Genomic DNA, 17,549 nt, shown 5'->3' with positions numbered 1-17,549 from the left:
CAGCTGCGCCCACCAGTCCGTTCTACGGACTGGTGGGCGCGAGCAGGAACGCAGCCTTGATGTCCTGCTCAACGACAGGCCGCATAGCGGCCCGCGCGGCGTGGAAGGGCGTTGCCGCCGAGCGTGAACCAGACGGTCTTCCCAGCCCCCTCCCGCTCCACATGAACGCCCCAACTCTCGGTGAGAGCGCCAAGGAGGCGGAGACCCCTGCCACCCTCTTCCAGGGGCGATACGTCTCTGAGCATGGGCAACATCGTGGAGGAGTCCGTCACGTTGACCCGCAGGTCGTTGCCGCAGAGTTCGATCGCGACAGTGACGATGCCCGCAGGTCCCTTGGAGCCATGCCGCACGGCGTTCGTGATGACTTCAGTCGCGGCGAGCATGACGTCCTCGATGATCGTGGGCTGCTGCCAGTGACCTTCCTGTGCGCTTAGCGTCGTTGGAGGTGAGAAGTCCCCGTCGCCCGAGGAGAAGCGGAGGGTCTCACCGTATGCCCAAGTCGAAGGGGATAGGGCCCACTGCCGAGCGGACCCGGTCGGCTACCGGCTCTACACCACCGCGACATCGAACTGCTGACCTTCATCCGCCGCCCTCATGGCAACGGCTGCCCGTAAAACGTGGTGCGGCAAGGCAGGCCATCGGACTGTCCGAGGGTCAAGGGGACGTCAATTCCCTGCGGTTCGGGCGGTGTTGCGACGAAACGCGTTGACATGGTCATGCATGCCGCAGCAGAGTGGCGGCGTCCTTCAGCACGTCCTGCACGATGTTCGGTTCGGCCGGGCTCCGCCCGCCCTGATGGCGCGGACGTGTACGAGGCATGCTCCCGACCCCACTTCGCGACGCACCGATGCCGGACGTGCCCCTTCTTCGAAAGGGAACGGATCATGTCCCTGGCATCCCTGCTCCACCGCCTGGCGAGACCCGGCCTGGTGACGGTGGCCCTCGCGGCCGGCGCGCTGGCCCTGTCGACGACCACCGCCGGCGCCGCGCCCGCCCTCACTCAGATCAGCGCCGATCCCTACACCAACTCCACCAGCCAGCACGCCACCGAGGTCGAGCCGGACACCTTCTCCTACGGCTCCACCATCGTCTCCGCCTTCCAGGTCGGCCGTTTCAACGACGGCGGCTCCTCCAACGTCGGCTTCTCCACCTCCACCGACGGCGGCACCACCTGGACCAAGGGCTTCCTGCCCGGCATCACCACCCAGGCGGGCGGCACCTTCCAGCGGGTCAGCGACCCGGCGGTGGCCTACGACGCCAAGCACAACACCTGGCTGATCTCCACCATCCCCATCACCTCGTCCGTCGCCGTGCCCGAGGTCTTCACCAGCCGCTCGACCGACGGCGGACTGACCTGGAGCAACCCCGTCGTCACCGCGACCGGCTCCAGCCTCGACAAGAACTGGATCGTCTGCGACAACACCGCCACGAGCGCCTTCTACGGCAACTGCTACACCGAGTACGACAACAACGGCGACGGCGACCGCCTGAAGATGACCACCTCCAGCGACGGCGGTCTCACCTGGGGCGCCTCGAAGAACACGGGCAACAACGCCACCGGCCTCGGCGGACAGCCCGTCGTCCAGCCCAACGGCACGGTGATCGTCCCGGCCTCCAACGCCTCCGAGACGTCGGTCCTCTCCTTCCGGTCCACCAACGGCGGCAGTACCTGGACCTCGACCACCACCATCGCCACCGTCAGCACCTTCACCGTGCACGGGAGCCTGCGCAGTGGCCCGCTGCCCTCCGCCGAGATCGACGCAGCCGGCAAGGCGTACGTGGTCTGGCAGGACTGCCGCTTCCGCGCGAGCGGGGGCTCCTGCACCTCCAACGACATCGTGATGTCCACGACCACCAACGGCACCACCTGGTCGACGGTGACCCGTATCCCGATCGACGCGACGACCAGCACCGTCGACCACTTCATCCCCGGCCTTGCCGTCGACCCGGCCACCTCGGGCAGCACCGCCCACCTGGCACTGGCGTACTACTACCATCCGGTCGCCAACTGCACCGCCGCCACCTGCCAGTTGGACGTCGGGTACGTCTCCTCGACCAACGGCGGCAGCACCTGGACGGCGCCGACCCAGCTGGCAGGGCCGATGACCCACTCCTGGCTGGCGAGCACCACGCAGGGCACCATGGTCGGCGACTACATCTCGACGTCCTTCTCCGGCGGAACGGCCCACCCCGTCTTCGCCGTGGCCTCGGCCCCCAGCGGGTCGGTCTTCAACGAGGCGATGTACACGCCGACTTCGGGCCTGGCCGCGGCGGCAGGCACCGCCACCGCGACGACCGCCACCGCACGTGACAACGTCTTCTCGGCCCGCCTGGCCGCGATCGCCTACGCGCAGTGGCTGGCCAACGGCGGCACCGGGGGCGGCGAGGACAGCCCCTGACCGACACGACAGACCTTGACTTCCTCCCCCTCCTGAAGGAGGGGGATTCCTACGGCTCGCGCCGTGGGGGTTCCTGCTTCAACGCCGACTGCCCGCCAGGAGAACTCCCTTGAGGTCTTACACCAGCTCCACAGGCAGAGACGGCCAGCCCGGCCGCCTTGATGTTGCGGGCCGCGTTCACGTCGCGGTCATGCACAGCGCCGCAGTCGCACGTCCACTCGCGGACGTGCAGCGGCATCTTCGCCGCGATGGTGCCGCAGTTCCCGCACAGCTTGCTGGACGGGAACCAGCGGTCGATCACGACGAGTTCGCGCCCGTACCAGGCGCACTTGTACTCCAGCATCATCCGCAGGTCACGCCAGGCCGCGTCCGAGATGGCTCGGGCGAGACCGTAGTTCTTGACCATGTTGCGGACGGTGAGGTCCTCGATCACGACCGTTTGGTTCTCACGGACGAGACGAGTAGTGAGCTTGTGGAGGAAGTCCCGGCGTCGGTCGGCGATCCGGGCGTGGACCTTGGCGACACGCTTGCGGGCCTTCGCCCGGTTCGCAGAACCCTTCGCCTTGCGCGACAGTTCCCGTTGCGCCTTCGCCAGTCGGGCACGGTCGCGCCGCTCGTGGCGCGGGTTGGTGACTTTCTCCCCGGTGGACAGAGTCACCAGCGAGGTGATGCCCGCGTCGATACCGACCGCGTTTGCCGTGGCGGGCGCGGGGGCGATGCGGTCGTCGCACAGCATGGACACGAACCAGCGCCCGGCGCTGTCGCGGGACACGGTCACCGTCGTCGGCTCCGCTCCCTGCGGGAGGGGACGCGACCAGCGGATGTCCAGAGGATCGGACGTCTTCGCCAGCGTCAGCTTCCCATCACGCCACTTGAAGGCGGAACGCGTGTACTCGGCCGATGCGCGGGACTTCTTCCGCGACTTGAAGCGCGGGTACTTGGCGCGCTTGGAGAAGAAGTTCCCGAACGCGGTCTGAAGGTGGCGCAGTGCCTGCTGGAGCGGGACCGAGGACACCTCGGTCAGGAAGGCGAGTTCCTCGGCCTTCTTCCACTCCGTCAGCGCGGCGGACGACTGGACATAGGAGACACGGCGCTGCTCGCCGTACCAGGCCCGTGTGCGCTCTTCCAGCGCCTTGTTGTAGACGAGGCGGACGCAGCCGAACGTGCGGGACAGCTCGGCTGCCTGCTCGTCCGTGGGGTAGAAGCGGTACTTGAATGCCCGCTTGACCTGCTGCGTCATGCCTCACATTCTATCAGGCCCTGTGTGAGCAATGGGTCTTGGACGGTGGTCCCAGACGCCGAATCGCCCTGGCGGCGATTCGCCTTTCCCTGCCCTGCTCCGCAGGAGCTTCGCTTCCTCCCCGGCCTGAAGGCCGGGGTATCCACGAAAGAGTCCCGATGAACGCAACGGCTGCCCCGGCACGTTTTGCCGGGGCAGCTCCGCGCCACGTCTCCTGGTCTGACATCACCCTGGGCGCTATCCGTAACAGGGGCACCCCGACCGTGGCCGTGGCCGCCGGCGGTTGCTCTGTAGAGCTGACGCACAGCGCCCCGAGCGGCGGCTTCGGCGGCCGTACTTGGACGAGGATCACTGACGGGTCAGGGACCGATCACCCCACCGGGATAAGGGAGTCGGGAATCGCACAGGACCCGCATGAACGTTGAGGACGGCTTTTCCGCTGGTCGGGCAGTATGCGCCAAGCGCCCCGCAACCACCCAGTCGGGACTGCCGTTCGAGACGCATCCGTCAAAACCGGAAGGTGCATAGCCGCTCGTATGCGCATAACGCAAAGGTAATAGCCATACTTACTCAGTAACTAATGAATGCCCGGATACCACCCGGGGCTCCTCCGTCCGCCTCTAGGCTGCTCGCCTCTTGCCTGGATGCCCGGAGGTCTTGAGTGCTGCAGCGGCTGCCCGAGGACGAGCAGAATCTCGTCCTGCCCAGTGGATTCGACGAAATCGTCCGTGTGGTCGACCTCTATGCGGCCGACCGGCAGAGCGGGGTGCCACGGCTACGGCGGTCGTCGAGCCGCCGGCTCCCCGCGCTGCTGTTCGCACGCGCGCCCCAGGAGGTCGACACCCCGCCCTCGGTCGGCTCGCCCCCCGAGGGCGAACCCGACCCGAGCGCCCTGGTCCGGGCTTATCGGAAGCGGCTGCTACGGCCCGGTCCGGGCGAGGCGCGCCACCTGGCAAGCCTCGTTCCCCACGCCTTGGTCGACGAGGCGCAACTGGCCTGCGAACCCGTACCTCAGGACGGTTCGCCGGCGGAGGACCCGCACATCGTCCTGTTGGACAAGGTGGCGCGCCGACTGCGCGCCACGATGCCGGACGGGGCGGGGGCCCTCCGCCTGGGCGAGTTCGAGGTCTGCCTGTCGGTGCTGCGCTGCCAGCTACCGGCCGACGCGGTGGACGAACGCACGGCCGTACGGAACCTGCTGTACGGCAGGCACGCCTGGACCTTCGGGCTGGGCGCGGAGGTCACTCGCCTCAGCGAGGATCTCGGTCCCAAGAAGGGCGCGGCCCTGCTGCGGGCGGCGGCCGTGCCGGTGGCACTGCTGTGGCGCTGGTGGTACGGCGTACGACTCAACCACGGCCCCCGCCGCCGCTGGGTGTCCGGCATGCTCGGCGAGACCGGGCGCAGCTTCCTTGGTGCGGCGGTGGCCCTGCGCGAGGCTCATCTGCGCGCGCGGGCCGCGGCCACGGGCGAAGCGCTGCATCCGGCGGCAGGAGCCGCCGGGGCCCGTGACGCCGCGGCGGTCCGGCAGATCCTGCTGACCGCACTGATCCGCGACCTGGCTCGGGCCTCCCGGCCCCCGTTCTGGAGCCGGCGCAGGCCACGGCGGCCCTGGTCCTTCGTCGTCCTGCTGCCCGGCGTCGGCGCCGCGGGAACACCCAGCCGGAAGTTCCTCGACACCTTCGCCGACGTCGCCGAGGACAACCCCGACTGCCCGCTGCTGGTGCTGGGCGCCGCCACCGCGGACGTCCCCCAGTACGTCGTCCGGCACGCCGGGCAGGACGATGTTCCCGCTCCGGCCCGGGAGATCGCCGCGCTGTACGCGTCCGGGGCCACCGGCCGGCCGGGCCAGGCCGTTCACGCCTTCACCTTGCCCCGCACTCCCGACGGCGGCAGCGCCGCCGACCGGCTGGCCGTGCGCCCCACCGTCCGGGTACGGGGCGGCCGTCACCAAGGCTGGGCCCGCCCGATCGCGGCCGGTACCGCGCTGCTGCTGGTGGCGGCCGGCAGCGGCTACGAGCTGTGGCCTTCGGGGTCCCGTGCCCCCGTCGACGACAGCAAGGCCGCCCCGGTCGCGTCCTGCCATCGCGTCAGGACCGGCGAGGTCGTCGGCCTGACCGACGGCACCGACGGCTGCGACCTCGCGCACGGCCTGTACGCCTCCCAGCTAGGGACCCTCGAACACACCATGGGCAGTCAGAACGCACAGGTCGACCCGTCCAAGCCGTACCGCACCCTCGTGTTCTTCGCACCCCTGAGTGTGGGGTCGCAGTCCCGCCGCACCGTGCCGACCGGCCTGCAGATCCTGCGCGGGGCGCTGCTCGCGCAGAAGGAGGTCAACTCCCTCAACCTCAAGCACCAGGTGCAGGTGCGGCTGCTGGTGGCGAACGCCGGCGAGTACTTCCACTACGGCTCGCTCCACGGCCTCAACACCAAAAACCTCAGCCACACCGACGTGTCACGAATGATCGTCGACCGGGTCGCACGGGACCACATCGCCGCCGTCTTCGGCCTCACCCAGAGCCGCCCCGAATCCCTGCAGGCCGCCATCGAACTGGGCACCCGGGGAATCCCCGTCCTCGGCACGGGCGTCACCGGGCAGCCCATGGTCGAGGACTCCCCCGTGTCGTACTTTCAGCTCTCGCCACCCGACGAACGCGTGGCCCAGATCATGGCATCATTCGCCGGCCGGTCCCCCCAGCTGCACACCCTGACGAAACCCGCTCCCGGCCACCCCGCGCCGACCGCGATCGTCGTCTTCGACCCGGACGACACCTATTTCAGCGCCGACCTCAAGGACAAGTTCACCTCCGACTACGCCACGGCAGGCCCGGTGCGGCTGGTCCCCTACCGGGAATCCGACGGCGGCAGCCAGACACCCGCCGTCGCCGCCAACGTCTGCGCCCTCGTCCGCCAGACAGGCGGCTTCGTCCTGTACGCCGGCCGGTCCAGCGTCATGCACGACCTCTTCTACTACCTCCAGGGCGACAAGAACTGCCGTACACACGGAGGCCGTGTGCCGGTGCTCGCCGAGAGTCCGGCCCCGGACCTCGTCCTCCACCCGGAGCTGATGCCGCAGAACTACGGCTCACTCACGCTGTTCTACAGCCAGTTCAGCCTGCCCGACGCCAACGGCCCCTTCGCCCAGGGCTTCCGCAAGGCATTCGCCGTCCACACCGACAGCGACGCGGCGGCGGGCTACGACGCCCTGAAGATCCTTTTCGGGGTCATGACAGATATCTCCGGAACCGACCCGGACTTCAGGCCAAGTTCGGTCGTCACCTTCCTCCAGTCACCCGGCGTCAAGGACTACGTCGGCGAGTCAGGCATCATGACGCTGGGCAACGGCGCCAAATACCCGCGCGGCAAGGAGGTCCACATCCGGGAGATCACCTCGGCGGGTACCACGGTCACCGACCTGACGTGCGGCGCACTGGCCGCGAGCAAGGACCCCGTCACACGCTGGGGCCCCTCCGACCAGTTCGCGTGCCCACCGGAGACCGAACCGGGCGTCGGTCCCACCTCGTGATCGGTACCTCCCCGTGCCGGGAGGCGCCCACGCGACTTGGCCGCCGCCCATGGCGTGTCAGCCGCCCGGCGGCCTGATCGCCTTTAAGGGCCTGACCATCTGGCAGGTGCCGCTCGAGGGCGGCTGCATCAACACGCCCTCGCGGCTTACCGATCGAGTGTCCAAGATGACGGGAACCTTGGCTCAGAAGGTCAACCGGCGCAGCTCTGACAGCATTACCGCCGTCCACCTGAAACGGTGGCTTCTTATCTGGCCCTGCGTGCTGGTACTGGACGGCCTTGACGAGGTCGCTTCCCCGCACACGCGTGAAGAGGTGCTGCGGGGAATCTCTGACCTCCTCCTCGATGCCCGGCAAATGGACGCCGACCTCCGGGTGGTCGCCACCACCCGCCCTCAGGGATACAAGGGAGAGTTCCACACCGGGGACTACGAGACCCTCACGCTGGTCCCGATGGACTCCGGCGACGCCCTCCACCACGCCGAACGTCTGGCCCCAGCACGCCACTTCGACGACCCGGAGATGCGCGAGACGGTCCTTGAACGAGTCAAGAAAGCAATGACGGAAGAAGCCACCGCACGGCTCACGCGCACACCCCTGCAGGTGACTATCGTGTCCCTGCTGATGGAACGTCGCGCCCGCATCCCCCAGCACCTGGGCCCAGAACACCCTCGGCAGGTGGTACCGGTCTGCTCGTGGTTCCGTGGTGCCGCCCAAGAGGGGATGGCCGCAACATCAAGGAGCTGAACCCGGCCGGCCGAGCAGACACCGGCTGCCGGGCCCGCCTTCTGGCCGACCGGCGGCGTCTCCGGCCGGCCTCGGCCGTCCCGAGTGGCTAGGTCATGGTCGGTGGTGCACTCATCGCCGCTGCCAGGAATGTGATCGCCCAGTGCCGGCCTGCCTCGCCTGCTGCCGGGGACGGGCATGTGGGCGAGTTCTGCTGGTAGACCTCGACGCGGTCTACTGCCGTCACGGCGAGGACTCCCCGTAGCCGGAACCACAGTTCCTCCGGGGAGAGGCTGGGCAGTGCCCGCCCGAAGGCCGCCAGGTAGCGCTCACGGACCGTGCCTTCGGCCGGACCAGTCCAGCTGCGCACCTCTTCGGCCGGGTCGCTGAGGATCATCACGATCAGCCGGGACGTCCGGGCGCCGCCCTCGTCACCGGCCGGCATCTCGTCGAACAGCGGCCCCGCGAATGCCTCCACCAGGTCGGTGACCGCGGGGTCCGGGGTCCGGGCGAGGAGCCGGTCGAGCCCGGCGCACTGCGCGGCGTTGATGGGTTCGATCACGCGGCGGGCGACCGCTGCCAGGAGCTCGGCCTTCGAGCCGAAGTGGTAGCCGACGGCGGCCAGGTTCGCTCCCGCGAGGTCGGTGATCGCGCGGACCGAGGTGCCGCGATATCCACGCTCGGCGAAGAGGCGTTCTGCCGCGTCGAGGATCTGGGTGCGTGTGTCAGATGGGGCCACGTCTGCGTACACTACAGACGTTTGATTAAAACGAACGTATGACTGAAACGAACGTACGAAAAGGGTTGCCATGAAACTGCTCGTGTACGGCGCCGGGGTTCTCGGCAGCCTGTTCGCCGCCCGCCTGTATGAGGCCGGGCAGGACGTTGCCCTCCTCGCCCGGGGCGAGCGCCTGGCCGCCCTGCGCCGGCACGGCGTGCAGCTCGCCGAGGGAGACAGCCCAGCTGTCAGGCGGGTACCGGTGCCAGTGGTCGAGCACCCGGTCGGCCGCTACGACCTGATCGCCGTCCTCGTCCGCACCCACCAGGTGGACGCGGTGCTGGAGTCACTCGCCGGTACCGAGGGCGACGTGGCGTTCCTGCACAACTGGGCGGCCGGCGCGGAGCCGCTGGGCGCGGTGATCGGCCCCGAGCGGGTGCTGCTCGGCTTCCCCGCGGCCGGCGGCACGATGGACGGCGACGTGGTCCGCTACCGCGCGACCAACTTCATGACCCGCCGGGTTGCGATGCCGATCGGCGAACCCGACGGCCGTACCACCCCGCGCCTGGAACGGATCGTGGAGACGTTCCGCACCGCCGGGATCAACGCCAAGGTCGAACCGAAGATGGATGCCTGGCTCAAGACGCACGCCGCGTTCGAGGTGCCGCTCGGGCAGGCGGTGCACGCGGCGGGCGGCCCGGCGGCACTGGCCGACGATCCGGACGCGGTCCGCGGCATGCTCCGCCTCATGCGGCAGAACCTGGACGCCATGGCGACACCTCCGGTCCCGCGCGGATTCGCCGCGTTGCAGACTCTGCCGGAAAGACTGCTCGTGGTCGTACTGCGGCGCTTCTTGCGGAGCCCGACGGCCGTGCACAGCGGACTCAACAACGCCTCGCCTGCGACAACGGCCGAACTTGAGCGGATGGCCGAACAGATACGCGCTTAGGAGAAGAGGGGACGAGAACTGCTGCGTCGTCATCGTCATCGAACGCCTCGTCGCGGCCGAGCAGTGGCACTGATCCCGCTTCAGTGACATTCGGTCACTGAAGAAGGATCAACTTCCGGAGTAGTTCGAACTCGGCGCGTCCGTAGAGCTGCCTCTTGATCTTCTTGATGCGGTTCATGGCGCCTTCGGTGCCGCCGGAGCTCCAGGGCAGGGTGAGGCCAGCGGTGACGGCGTCGAAGTCGCTGTTCAGGCCGCGGGCGAAGCCCGTCAGTCCGGGCAGGTCATCCCGGACGACGGATTCGATCCAGCCGGGGAGCAGGCCACCGAGGCGGCAGGTGAGGATCTCTCCGAAGTCGCGGATGTGCTGGTGGGCGGCTTCCAGCTCGGGGCAGCGGGCCAGGATCATCTTGAGGTGTTGATGCTCCCCTTCCCTGAGCGTGCCGGGATGGCGGGTGAGCCAGCCGGTGACCCGGCGGACACTCGGCGGTCCGGGCGGCGGCGTGCCGGATGTCAGCCGGAAGGCCACGAGGTAGTCGCGGACGGGTCCGTAGCCGTTGAGGTAGCCCCATTCGGTGATCTCACGGTGCAGGGCACGGGCGTTCGTGCACCCCTATGCCCAGCGGCGTTCCAGGTATGGCTTGTAGGGGTCGAGCTTGCTCGGCCGCACTGGCATTCCGACGATCATGTCCTGCCAGCGGGCGGCGTGCGCGTACCTCATCACCGTTCTCCGGCCCCAGCCGAGGCGCCGAGCGATCGCCCGGAGACTGTGTCCCTGGGCGATCAGCTGGTGGACCTGGGCATGGGCAGCTCGGAACACAGGCTCAGCTGAGGCAGCATGTCGCCGGGACTCTCGCGCCACCTGACGGATTAGCCACGGCATCGTGCGACCGCGCCAGGCCCTTCGGGCGGGAAAGCTCATCCGATGCAATGGGTGGCGGTTGGAACAACGGACGAGCCGGTGGCGTCAGGGCGTGGTCTTGTAGGCGAGGGTCCCCAGTTTGGTCGCGAAGGCCCGCCTACGCGCGCGTACGGTGGACGTAGGGCCGGACGGATACGCCGGCACAGGCACGGTGATCCGTTCCGCTCAGGAGGGAGAGACCATGCCTGAGCACAGGATCGGAACCCAGAAGGATTTCGAGGCAGCCCGCGAGGAATTGCTGGCGCAGGAGAAGGAACTCACCCGACGCGGCGACGAGCTCGCCCGGAAGCGGCGGGAGCTCCCCTGGGTGCCGGTCGAGAAGGACTACCGCTTCGAGACCGAGGGCGGGACCAAGTCGCTCGCGGACCTCTTCGACGGATGCTCCCAGCTGCTCGTCTACCACTTCATGTTCGGCCCGCCGTACGAGGCCGGATGCACGGTCTGCTCCTCGATCGCGGACACCCTTTCCCCCAACGTGATCCACCTCAGGGCCCGCGACGTGACGCTGATCTGCTCCTCGCGGGCGCCGCTCGACAAGCTCCTTTCCTACCGGGAGCGGATGGGCTGGAGCTTCGACTGGGTCTCCGTCGGCGGCAGCGACTTCCACCGCGACCTCGGTTTCCAGTACACCGAGGACGAGCTGAGGTCGTTCCTCGAAGGCGACGTCCCGCCGACGGTGAGTCAGATGGCGCAGCTGTCCGGCACGGACGTGCGTGGCTACGTCACCGAGGGGCCCGGGATGAGCGCCTACGCGCTCCTCGACGGCACCGTCTACCGAACGTATGTCACCACCGCGCGCGGCCTTGAGGCTGCCATGGCCTACTACGGGCTTCTCGACCGTGCGCCGCTTGGCCGCCACGAGGAGGGTGAGCAGACCCACTGGCTGCGCCGCCACGACGAGTACGGCAAGACCTGAGGGGCCGTCCGTCCCCGACGTGCACACGGGGATCCATGTTCCGCCTCCGCCTCCGCACAACGGCACCAGGGCTCGGCTCCAGCACACTCCCGAGTGACAACGGCGGAGAGGTAGGAGAGGCAGGTGAAGAGCAGGGCGCTCAGTCAGTCGGGGCCGCTCCAGTCGAACGGGAAATGCTTGCTGGATTTGCCACTGCGGTCCCAGCTGAAGCCGAACGCGTCTGCCCGGTCCGTGGTCGCGCGACCCCATGTGGCAACCTGGCCCGGGCCGACCTCGGCGCCGCCGGGGTTGTGGACCTGCACCCGCGCGCCGACGGGCGTGGTGGGACCGCCGAGGGCCTCGACGAGGGCGGTGACGCGGCCGGGAACCTCGACACTCCACGCCCCCAGGTCGTCGGCGATCTCCACGATGATGGGGGCGACTTCCATGCCACGGACGTCGAAGGAGGCGAGCTCGTTGAACTGCTTCGGCCAGCCCCCCGCCTCCCCGCTGAAGATCGTGCCGAGAGCGGCACGCTGCTGATCGTCGGCGCGCGCGTCCACGAAAAAGGCGGCAGCCGTCTCCGTCGCGGCGCCGCCCCAGATATTGCCGGTGAAAGTCCCGAGCATCAGGAAGTTCAGCCGATCGAGCCGGACGTCCCCGTACCGGCCCTCGCGTATGTGCCAGACGAGTACCCCGTCGCAGTCGCCTTCGGTCGGGGGCTGGGCGAAGGTGCAGGGGCAGGGTATGGCGCACTTGCAGGCGTCGAACCAGTCGCCGACCAGGTGCCAGGCCGGGCTGGTGGTTGCTTCGGTCATCTCGCTGACCTCCTCTTCCCCCCGTTACCGCAGGGTCGTGGGAGCGAGGCTGTCCCGCACGGAGCCCCCCGCCACGACGGCGGAGCGGCCTCGTCTCCAGCATGCGCCTCCCCGGCGCGGAAGCCCCAGTCCTGCGCAGGCCACCGCACCGCACACCACCCGCGGTGGAGCAGACACAGGTTCTGAGCCGACCCTGCCCGGCAGGCCATCTGCCTGCCGGCCGGCCCGTCCCCGACGAGAGCCGCTTCCCTGCCTTCCGCTTTTGAGCCTTGCGATTCTGTGCTGTGCTGGAGTTGTCCCGCCGTTTCGCAGCCCTACTGCGCGGGGCCGCTGCGCCGATCGGGCAGTGGGCGACCTTGGGAGGCGTGCCATGCCCCATCTCCGGTTCGCCCCACCGGTGCCCAACCGGCCAGGAGTGCTGCTGCCGAGACGTGATCTGGCCCTCGGCTGGGTTCTCCTGGTGCTGATCGCCGCTCTGGCCTGGGTACTCACGATCGCCCAGTCCCGCGACATGGGGATGGAGCCGGGCACCATGGGGCTGGCGCTCCCGCTCTTCCTGCTCCTGTGGGTGGTGATGATGGCGGCGATGATGCTGCCGTCGCTGGCGCCGGTCGCCCTCACCTGGGTCCGGGCCATCAACCGGAGCGCAGCAGGCCGCGTCCGGGCGCTGCGCATCACTGAGTTCGTCGGCGGCTATCTGCTCTCCTGGGCCGGGTTCGGGTTGCTCGTGTACGGGGCCCTGGCGGCGACCGGGCACCTGGTCGACAGCCACCCCGACGCTGGCCGCTGGATCGGCGCGACAGCGTTCCTGCTCGCGGGCGTACAGCAGTTCGGGCCCCTGAAACGGGTCTGTCTACGGCACTGCCGCAACCCCATGTTCCAACTGCTGCGCTACGCGCACTTCCGGCCGTGGGCCAGGGACCTGCGGGTGGGCGCGCACCACGGGCTGTACTGCGTCGGCTGCTGCTGGGGCCTGATGATCGTCCTGATCCCGCTCGGCGTCATGAACGTGGCGGCGATGGCCGGACTGGCGGCTGTGATCTTCCTGGAGAAGCTGTGGCGCGGGGGTCCCTGGCTCAGCTGGGCGGTGGGCGCCGCCCTCCTCGTGCTCGCCGTATTGGCCCCGTTCCAGGACTGGCTGCTGCCGGGTCTGCAGATGTCCGGTCCGTCGATGGACCGGATGGCGGCGGGCCCGGCACGGTGAGCGGTCGCTGCCCACTTCGCCCGGCGGCACGACGGCACGACGGCACAACAGCAGCTGAGGATCCGGCGCTCGACACGCGGAACGGTTCGACGTGGTTCACGGCCGCGCGTACGGCGGTGGCCTCACCGTCGTCCCCGCCAGGATCGCGGATCCCGGGCTGACCAGGGACAACACGGTGCCGGCCGACAGGGCGATCGGTATGCACCGGGTCGGCGACGCACGGAAGAACCCGGTCGGCGCCAGCCGTGGTCACCCCGTCACGGGCGGAGCCACTGCCGCCCTCCTCCCGCGCAGGGCACGCTCCTGGATCTTCGTCCGTACACGCGCCTATCCTCGACCGGTGGACGCGCCCTCCGGCTGCTCGCTGGAGAAGACGTACTCGGCCTGCTCGCCGTACACGGGCTCGTAAGACAGGCCGAACGCCTGCGAGCTGCCGGTGGTGGTGCCGATCGTGAACTCCGGCGCGAATCCGAACATCGCGTTCTTCACCGTCGTAGGACCGCCGTCGGGCCCGCGCAGCGGTTCGAAAGCGAGCTGCGTCCTGCCGTCGACGCTCAGGTGCGACTTCTCCCCGTCGGTCAGCGAGATGCTCGCCCGTTCCACGCCGAGGAACTCGCCGAAGAACTGGGAGAGTTCACCGAACGCCCCGCCCTCACGCCCGGACACGATGCGTTCGAGGGCCTCGGACTGCTGGTCGCTCGCGTCGTCGTCGATGACGATGCCGACCTTCCAGTCGCCGGCGGTCAGATGGGAGGGGAAGTGGTTGTAGAGGGCGAAGTCGACACCCGACAGGTCGACCTCGTCCAGGTGGCCCTCGGCCACATGGAAAACGGCGCACCCGAGGCATTCCTCGCGGCCCTGGGGGTCGTGCGGCATCGCGTCGACCGCGCATCCGCAGACCAGCGCGCATGAGCAACTGGCCAGGTAGTTGCCCGAGATGTTCCACGTCATGACTGCTCCTGAAGGAGGGAGTACGACCGTCGTCCGACGGTGCGGACGGCGCCGGCATCAGAAGCGGACCGGTGGGGAACGCGCGGCCCGCGCAGAACGAACACCGCGCGCCCCGGCCCCGAACCCGACTCCTCCGACGGCGGTGCGCGGTGCCTCGCCGCTCACGGCCGGGATCCCTGCTGGTGCGACGGGTGCTTCCATAGCCGACTCGATCCGCGGGGTCCGCGGGCGACTCTTCCGCCCCGCGAGCCCCTTCTGTTTCCAGCGTAGGTGCGCCCGCGGAGGGTGTACAGGTCACGCCCATGGGCTGCCCCCGCGCCGCCGACCGCACGTGGCTCGCCGCCGTGGCCGGCGGCCGCGCGATCGAACCGCTCAGGGGCGCCCGTTGAGTGTCGTACGGGATTCGATGTGGTCGAGCATCGCGTCCAGCGCCACCTCCAACGGCCTGACCTCACGCTGGATTTGGGTGAGCAGGAGGCCGCCCTGGAGTGCGGCCAGGGTGGCGAGGGCGAGGTCGTCCGGGTCGCCGTCGAGTTCACCGCGCGCGTGCATGGCCCGCAGGCCGTCGCGGATCGCCGTCTCCCAGCGCAGGAACCCGGAAGCCACCGCGAGCCGCGCCTCGGGGTTCGTCTCCGCCACCTCGCTGCCCAGCGAACCGATCGGGCAGCCGCCGCGGCAGTGCAGTCGCCGCTGGTATTCCACCAGGGCGTCCCGCCAGCGCCGTAGGCCGGCCATGGAGTCGAGGCCGGCGAACAGCGACTGCTGCATGTCCAGCACGGCCTCGGTCTGGTACTCGATCACGGCCAGCAACAGCGCCTGTTTGTCGGCGAAGTAGTGGTAGATCTGCGAGCCGCTCACCCCGGCGGCGGCGCGGACGTCCTCCAGTGTCGCTTCCGTCGCGCCCCGCTCGTACATGAGCTGGGCGGCCGCGGCCACGATGCGGTGCCGGGTCTCCTGCCCCTTGCGGGTCAGCTTCTTCTCCGCCGGGCGGCGTGTCTCGGTGCTCACGGTCGTCCACGTTAGCAGATTCTGGATTGGACAACCCATTTTTTCGGCGCCAGAGTGGGTCAGGCAGCCCATTCTGGTCGCGGAGATCGCGACCGTACTCCCGGAAGGACCCAGCATGGAACTCTCCGACAAGGTCGCCCTGATCACCGGCTCGACCGGCGGCATCGGTGCCGAGACAGCCCGGTTGATGGCCGCGGCCGGCGCGGAGGTCGTCGTCTCCGGCCGCAATTTGGGGCGCGGAGCCGCGACGGTGCGGTCGATCACGGACGCCGGCGGCCGGGCGCGCTTCGTCGCGGCCGACCTCACCGACCCGACCGCGATCCGCCACCTCGCCGAGGAGGCCGGCGACGTCGACGTCCTGGTCAACAACGCCGCGATCTTCCCCGGCGCAGCGACCCTGGACCAGGCCCCGGACGCGCTCGACGAGGCGCTCGCCGCCAACGTCCGGGCCCCGTACCTCCTCACCGCGGCCCTCGCTCCCGCCATGATCGCCAAGGGCTCCGGCAGCATCGTCAACGTCAGTACCATGGCCGCCCGGATCGGCCTGCCCGGCCTGTCCGTCTACAGCGCCACCAAGGCCGCACTGGAGTCGCTGACCCGTACCTGGGCGGCCGAGTTCAGCCCGGCCGGTGTCCGCGTGAACACCGTCGCGCCCGGCCCGACCAGGACCGACATGGTGCTCGCCACGGTCGGCGAGGAAGGCGCCGAACAGTTCGCCAAGACCACCGTGCTCGGCCGGCTCGCGAACCCGCGCGAGATCGCCGAGGTGATCCTCTTCCTCGCCTCGGACCGCGCGAGCTACCTCACCGGCGCGACCATCGCGGCGGACGCCGGCCGGACCGCCGTGTAGGCCGTACAGCGGACGCCGCCCGGACCGCCGGCCGGGCGGATTCCGGTGAAGGCCACAGCGGGCGACAGCCCCTTGGAGCTGTGGAGTCCACCCGCGTAGTCGGCGGTGGTGGCGTATCCGTGGCGGGGCAGGGAAGCGTCCGGTCGACGCGCCGCGCGTCGACCGGACCGGACGGTCATACGGCAGGGCGCCGCCCGCCCGGCGAGCGAGCAAGCGAGTCAAGGGTGGCGGTCACAGCCCTGCGCAGGACCTGGGCGTCAGCCCGACGCGGGAGCGCCGGTCAAGGCCGGCAGGGCAAGGAGATCGGCCACTGCGTCCAGAGCAAGCTGCCCCGCTCCCGCGCCGTGCCGCGGGCCATGTACAGCAGCACATCTCGCAGTGCCTGGTGATGGCGGTCCAGACGGCCCGGACCTCCGGATCGTCGTTCTCCGCCCCGGCAGACGCGTTGGAGACCACGCACCCCCCACGGGCGACGGGCAACATCGGCACCGAGCGCTGCTCCAGGTAGCGGCGCAGCATGAAGCAGCATGAATCTGATGGAAGTGCCCCGGAGTGGCGTCGGTCGTGGCGTGCGACTCGGTCAGGTACAGGACGCCGGTGTCGTAGGACGTGGCGTCGGCTCTGGGCATCGTCGTGCGCGATCGCGGACCGACAGGCCGGCGTCGCTGCTCATGGGCGGGCCTCGTCCTGAGTGGGTGCCCGGTCCTGGGCGACTGGGCGGAGGCGGGTGAGCAGGTCGCGTCGGCCATGGGCGGACAGGCCGAGTCGGCCGGCGCGTTCGAGATCGATCACGCCGCTGAGCAGTCCGAGGACGGCACGGGGTGGACCGTCCAGGACGAGGTCCGGGTCGGTGGCGCGGCCGAGCCGGGTGTGGATCCGACCGTCTCGCAGCTCGATGACGGCCAGCTCGTCGGACGCGATGAGTTGAATCACCACGGGCGGGCCGTCGGGATCGGTGTCGGTGGTGAACCACGCCGGGGCGTAGGCCAGCCACTGTGCCTGGAACGCGTCGTCCGGCCGTTCCACGGTCATGAACCGCAGACCCCACAGCCCGAGCGCCTTCAGCACCGGCTCCAGCTCCAGACCGGCCTCGCTCAGGGAGTAGAGGCCGGTGGCGACCGGCGGTGGCGCGTCCTCGCGAGTGATCAGTCCGGTGGCCTCGAGTTCCTTGAGGCGGGTCGACAGCAGGTTCGCCGCGACGCCCGGCAGCCCGTTCTTCAGGTCCGTGAACCGGCACGGGCCTTGCAGCAGCAGCTCCCGGACGATCAGCAGTGTCCAGCGGTCGCCCACGACGTCGAGGGCCCGGGCGATCGAACAGTACTGGCCATAGCTCCGCATGCGGCAAGCC

At 69.5% G+C, this 17,549-nt stretch carries 16 protein-coding genes; 7 read left to right on the top strand and 9 right to left on the bottom strand.

Going from position 1 to position 17,549, the window contains the following annotated elements; translation table 11 throughout:
* Positions 1 to 68 precede the first annotated feature (68 nt).
* On the bottom strand, positions 69 to 395 hold the full coding sequence (locus OH768_RS53480; protein WP_406465811.1) for an ATP-binding protein: 327 nt from the start codon (positions 393 to 395) through the stop codon (positions 69 to 71).
* A 489-nt stretch (positions 396 to 884) separates the two neighbouring features.
* Here OH768_RS53480 and OH768_RS53475 point away from each other — a divergent pair, with 489 nt between their 5' ends.
* Entirely contained in the window at positions 885 to 2,399 is a 1,515-nt protein-coding gene (locus OH768_RS53475; protein ID WP_406464926.1) for a sialidase family protein, read from the top strand.
* Positions 2,400 to 2,448: 49 nt separating this feature from the next.
* On the opposite strand, the gene OH768_RS53470 is transcribed toward OH768_RS53475, so the two are convergent.
* Positions 2,449 to 3,639, bottom strand: a complete 1,191-nt coding sequence (locus OH768_RS53470) for an RNA-guided endonuclease InsQ/TnpB family protein (protein ID WP_406464924.1) — start codon at positions 3,637 to 3,639, stop codon at positions 2,449 to 2,451.
* A 661-nt stretch (positions 3,640 to 4,300) separates the two neighbouring features.
* Between OH768_RS53470 and OH768_RS53465 the strand changes: the two genes are divergently transcribed.
* Positions 4,301 to 7,165: a hypothetical protein gene (locus tag OH768_RS53465; protein ID WP_406464923.1), complete on the top strand. Its 2,865-nt coding sequence runs from the start codon at positions 4,301 to 4,303 to the stop codon at positions 7,163 to 7,165.
* A gap of 49 nt (positions 7,166 to 7,214) precedes the next feature.
* The gene (locus OH768_RS53460) at positions 7,215 to 7,910 is read left to right on the top strand and encodes a hypothetical protein (RefSeq protein ID WP_406464922.1); all 696 of its coding nucleotides are present in this window, start codon (positions 7,215 to 7,217) and stop codon (positions 7,908 to 7,910) included.
* Between the two features lie 88 nt (positions 7,911 to 7,998).
* Here the strand turns inward: OH768_RS53460 and OH768_RS53455 are convergent, their stop codons facing one another.
* Positions 7,999 to 8,628: a TetR/AcrR family transcriptional regulator gene (locus OH768_RS53455; RefSeq protein WP_406464920.1), complete on the bottom strand. Its 630-nt coding sequence runs from the start codon at positions 8,626 to 8,628 to the stop codon at positions 7,999 to 8,001.
* Between the two features lie 70 nt (positions 8,629 to 8,698).
* Here OH768_RS53455 and OH768_RS53450 point away from each other — a divergent pair, with 70 nt between their 5' ends.
* A complete protein-coding gene (locus tag OH768_RS53450) occupies positions 8,699 to 9,556 on the top strand; it encodes a ketopantoate reductase family protein (protein ID WP_406464919.1) in 858 nt (285 codons plus the stop codon).
* A gap of 94 nt (positions 9,557 to 9,650) precedes the next feature.
* Here the strand turns inward: OH768_RS53450 and OH768_RS53445 are convergent, their stop codons facing one another.
* A complete protein-coding gene (locus OH768_RS53445) occupies positions 9,651 to 10,082 on the bottom strand; it encodes a transposase (protein ID WP_406464917.1) in 432 nt (143 codons plus the stop codon).
* Between the two features lie 84 nt (positions 10,083 to 10,166).
* Positions 10,167 to 10,436, bottom strand: a complete 270-nt coding sequence (locus OH768_RS53440; protein ID WP_406464915.1) for a helix-turn-helix domain-containing protein — start codon at positions 10,434 to 10,436, stop codon at positions 10,167 to 10,169.
* A 220-nt stretch (positions 10,437 to 10,656) separates the two neighbouring features.
* On the opposite strand from OH768_RS53440, the gene OH768_RS53435 reads away from it, so the two are divergent.
* The gene (locus OH768_RS53435) at positions 10,657 to 11,391 is read left to right on the top strand and encodes a DUF899 domain-containing protein (RefSeq protein WP_406464913.1); all 735 of its coding nucleotides are present in this window, start codon (positions 10,657 to 10,659) and stop codon (positions 11,389 to 11,391) included.
* Positions 11,392 to 11,534: 143 nt separating this feature from the next.
* Here OH768_RS53435 and OH768_RS53430 read toward each other — a convergent pair whose 3' ends face one another.
* Positions 11,535 to 12,188 (bottom strand): DUF1326 domain-containing protein, encoded by a 654-nt coding sequence (locus OH768_RS53430; protein ID WP_406464912.1) that lies wholly within the window; start codon positions 12,186 to 12,188, stop codon positions 11,535 to 11,537.
* Between the two features lie 370 nt (positions 12,189 to 12,558).
* On the opposite strand from OH768_RS53430, the gene OH768_RS53425 reads away from it, so the two are divergent.
* Positions 12,559 to 13,392: a DUF2182 domain-containing protein gene (locus OH768_RS53425; protein WP_406464910.1), complete on the top strand. Its 834-nt coding sequence runs from the start codon at positions 12,559 to 12,561 to the stop codon at positions 13,390 to 13,392.
* A 327-nt stretch (positions 13,393 to 13,719) separates the two neighbouring features.
* Here the strand turns inward: OH768_RS53425 and OH768_RS53420 are convergent, their stop codons facing one another.
* Entirely contained in the window at positions 13,720 to 14,343 is a 624-nt protein-coding gene (locus OH768_RS53420; RefSeq protein WP_406464909.1) for a DUF1326 domain-containing protein, read from the bottom strand.
* 372 nt (positions 14,344 to 14,715) lie between these two features.
* Positions 14,716 to 15,351 (bottom strand): TetR/AcrR family transcriptional regulator, encoded by a 636-nt coding sequence (locus OH768_RS53415; RefSeq protein WP_406464907.1) that lies wholly within the window; start codon positions 15,349 to 15,351, stop codon positions 14,716 to 14,718.
* A gap of 115 nt (positions 15,352 to 15,466) precedes the next feature.
* On the opposite strand from OH768_RS53415, the gene OH768_RS53410 reads away from it, so the two are divergent.
* Positions 15,467 to 16,201: an SDR family NAD(P)-dependent oxidoreductase gene (locus OH768_RS53410; protein ID WP_406464905.1), complete on the top strand. Its 735-nt coding sequence runs from the start codon at positions 15,467 to 15,469 to the stop codon at positions 16,199 to 16,201.
* 669 nt (positions 16,202 to 16,870) lie between these two features.
* Here OH768_RS53410 and OH768_RS53405 read toward each other — a convergent pair.
* A complete protein-coding gene (locus OH768_RS53405) occupies positions 16,871 to 17,539 on the bottom strand; it encodes a winged helix-turn-helix transcriptional regulator (RefSeq protein ID WP_406464904.1) in 669 nt (222 codons plus the stop codon).
* Between the last annotated feature and the right edge of the window lie 10 nt (positions 17,540 to 17,549).

The sequence above is a fragment of the Streptomyces sp. NBC_01622 genome, from assembly GCF_045209635.1.
Taxonomy (GTDB): Bacteria; Actinomycetota; Actinomycetes; order Streptomycetales; family Streptomycetaceae; genus Streptomyces.
Note: the sequence above shows the minus strand (reverse complement) of the source record. Positions and strands in the feature narration are given on the sequence as shown.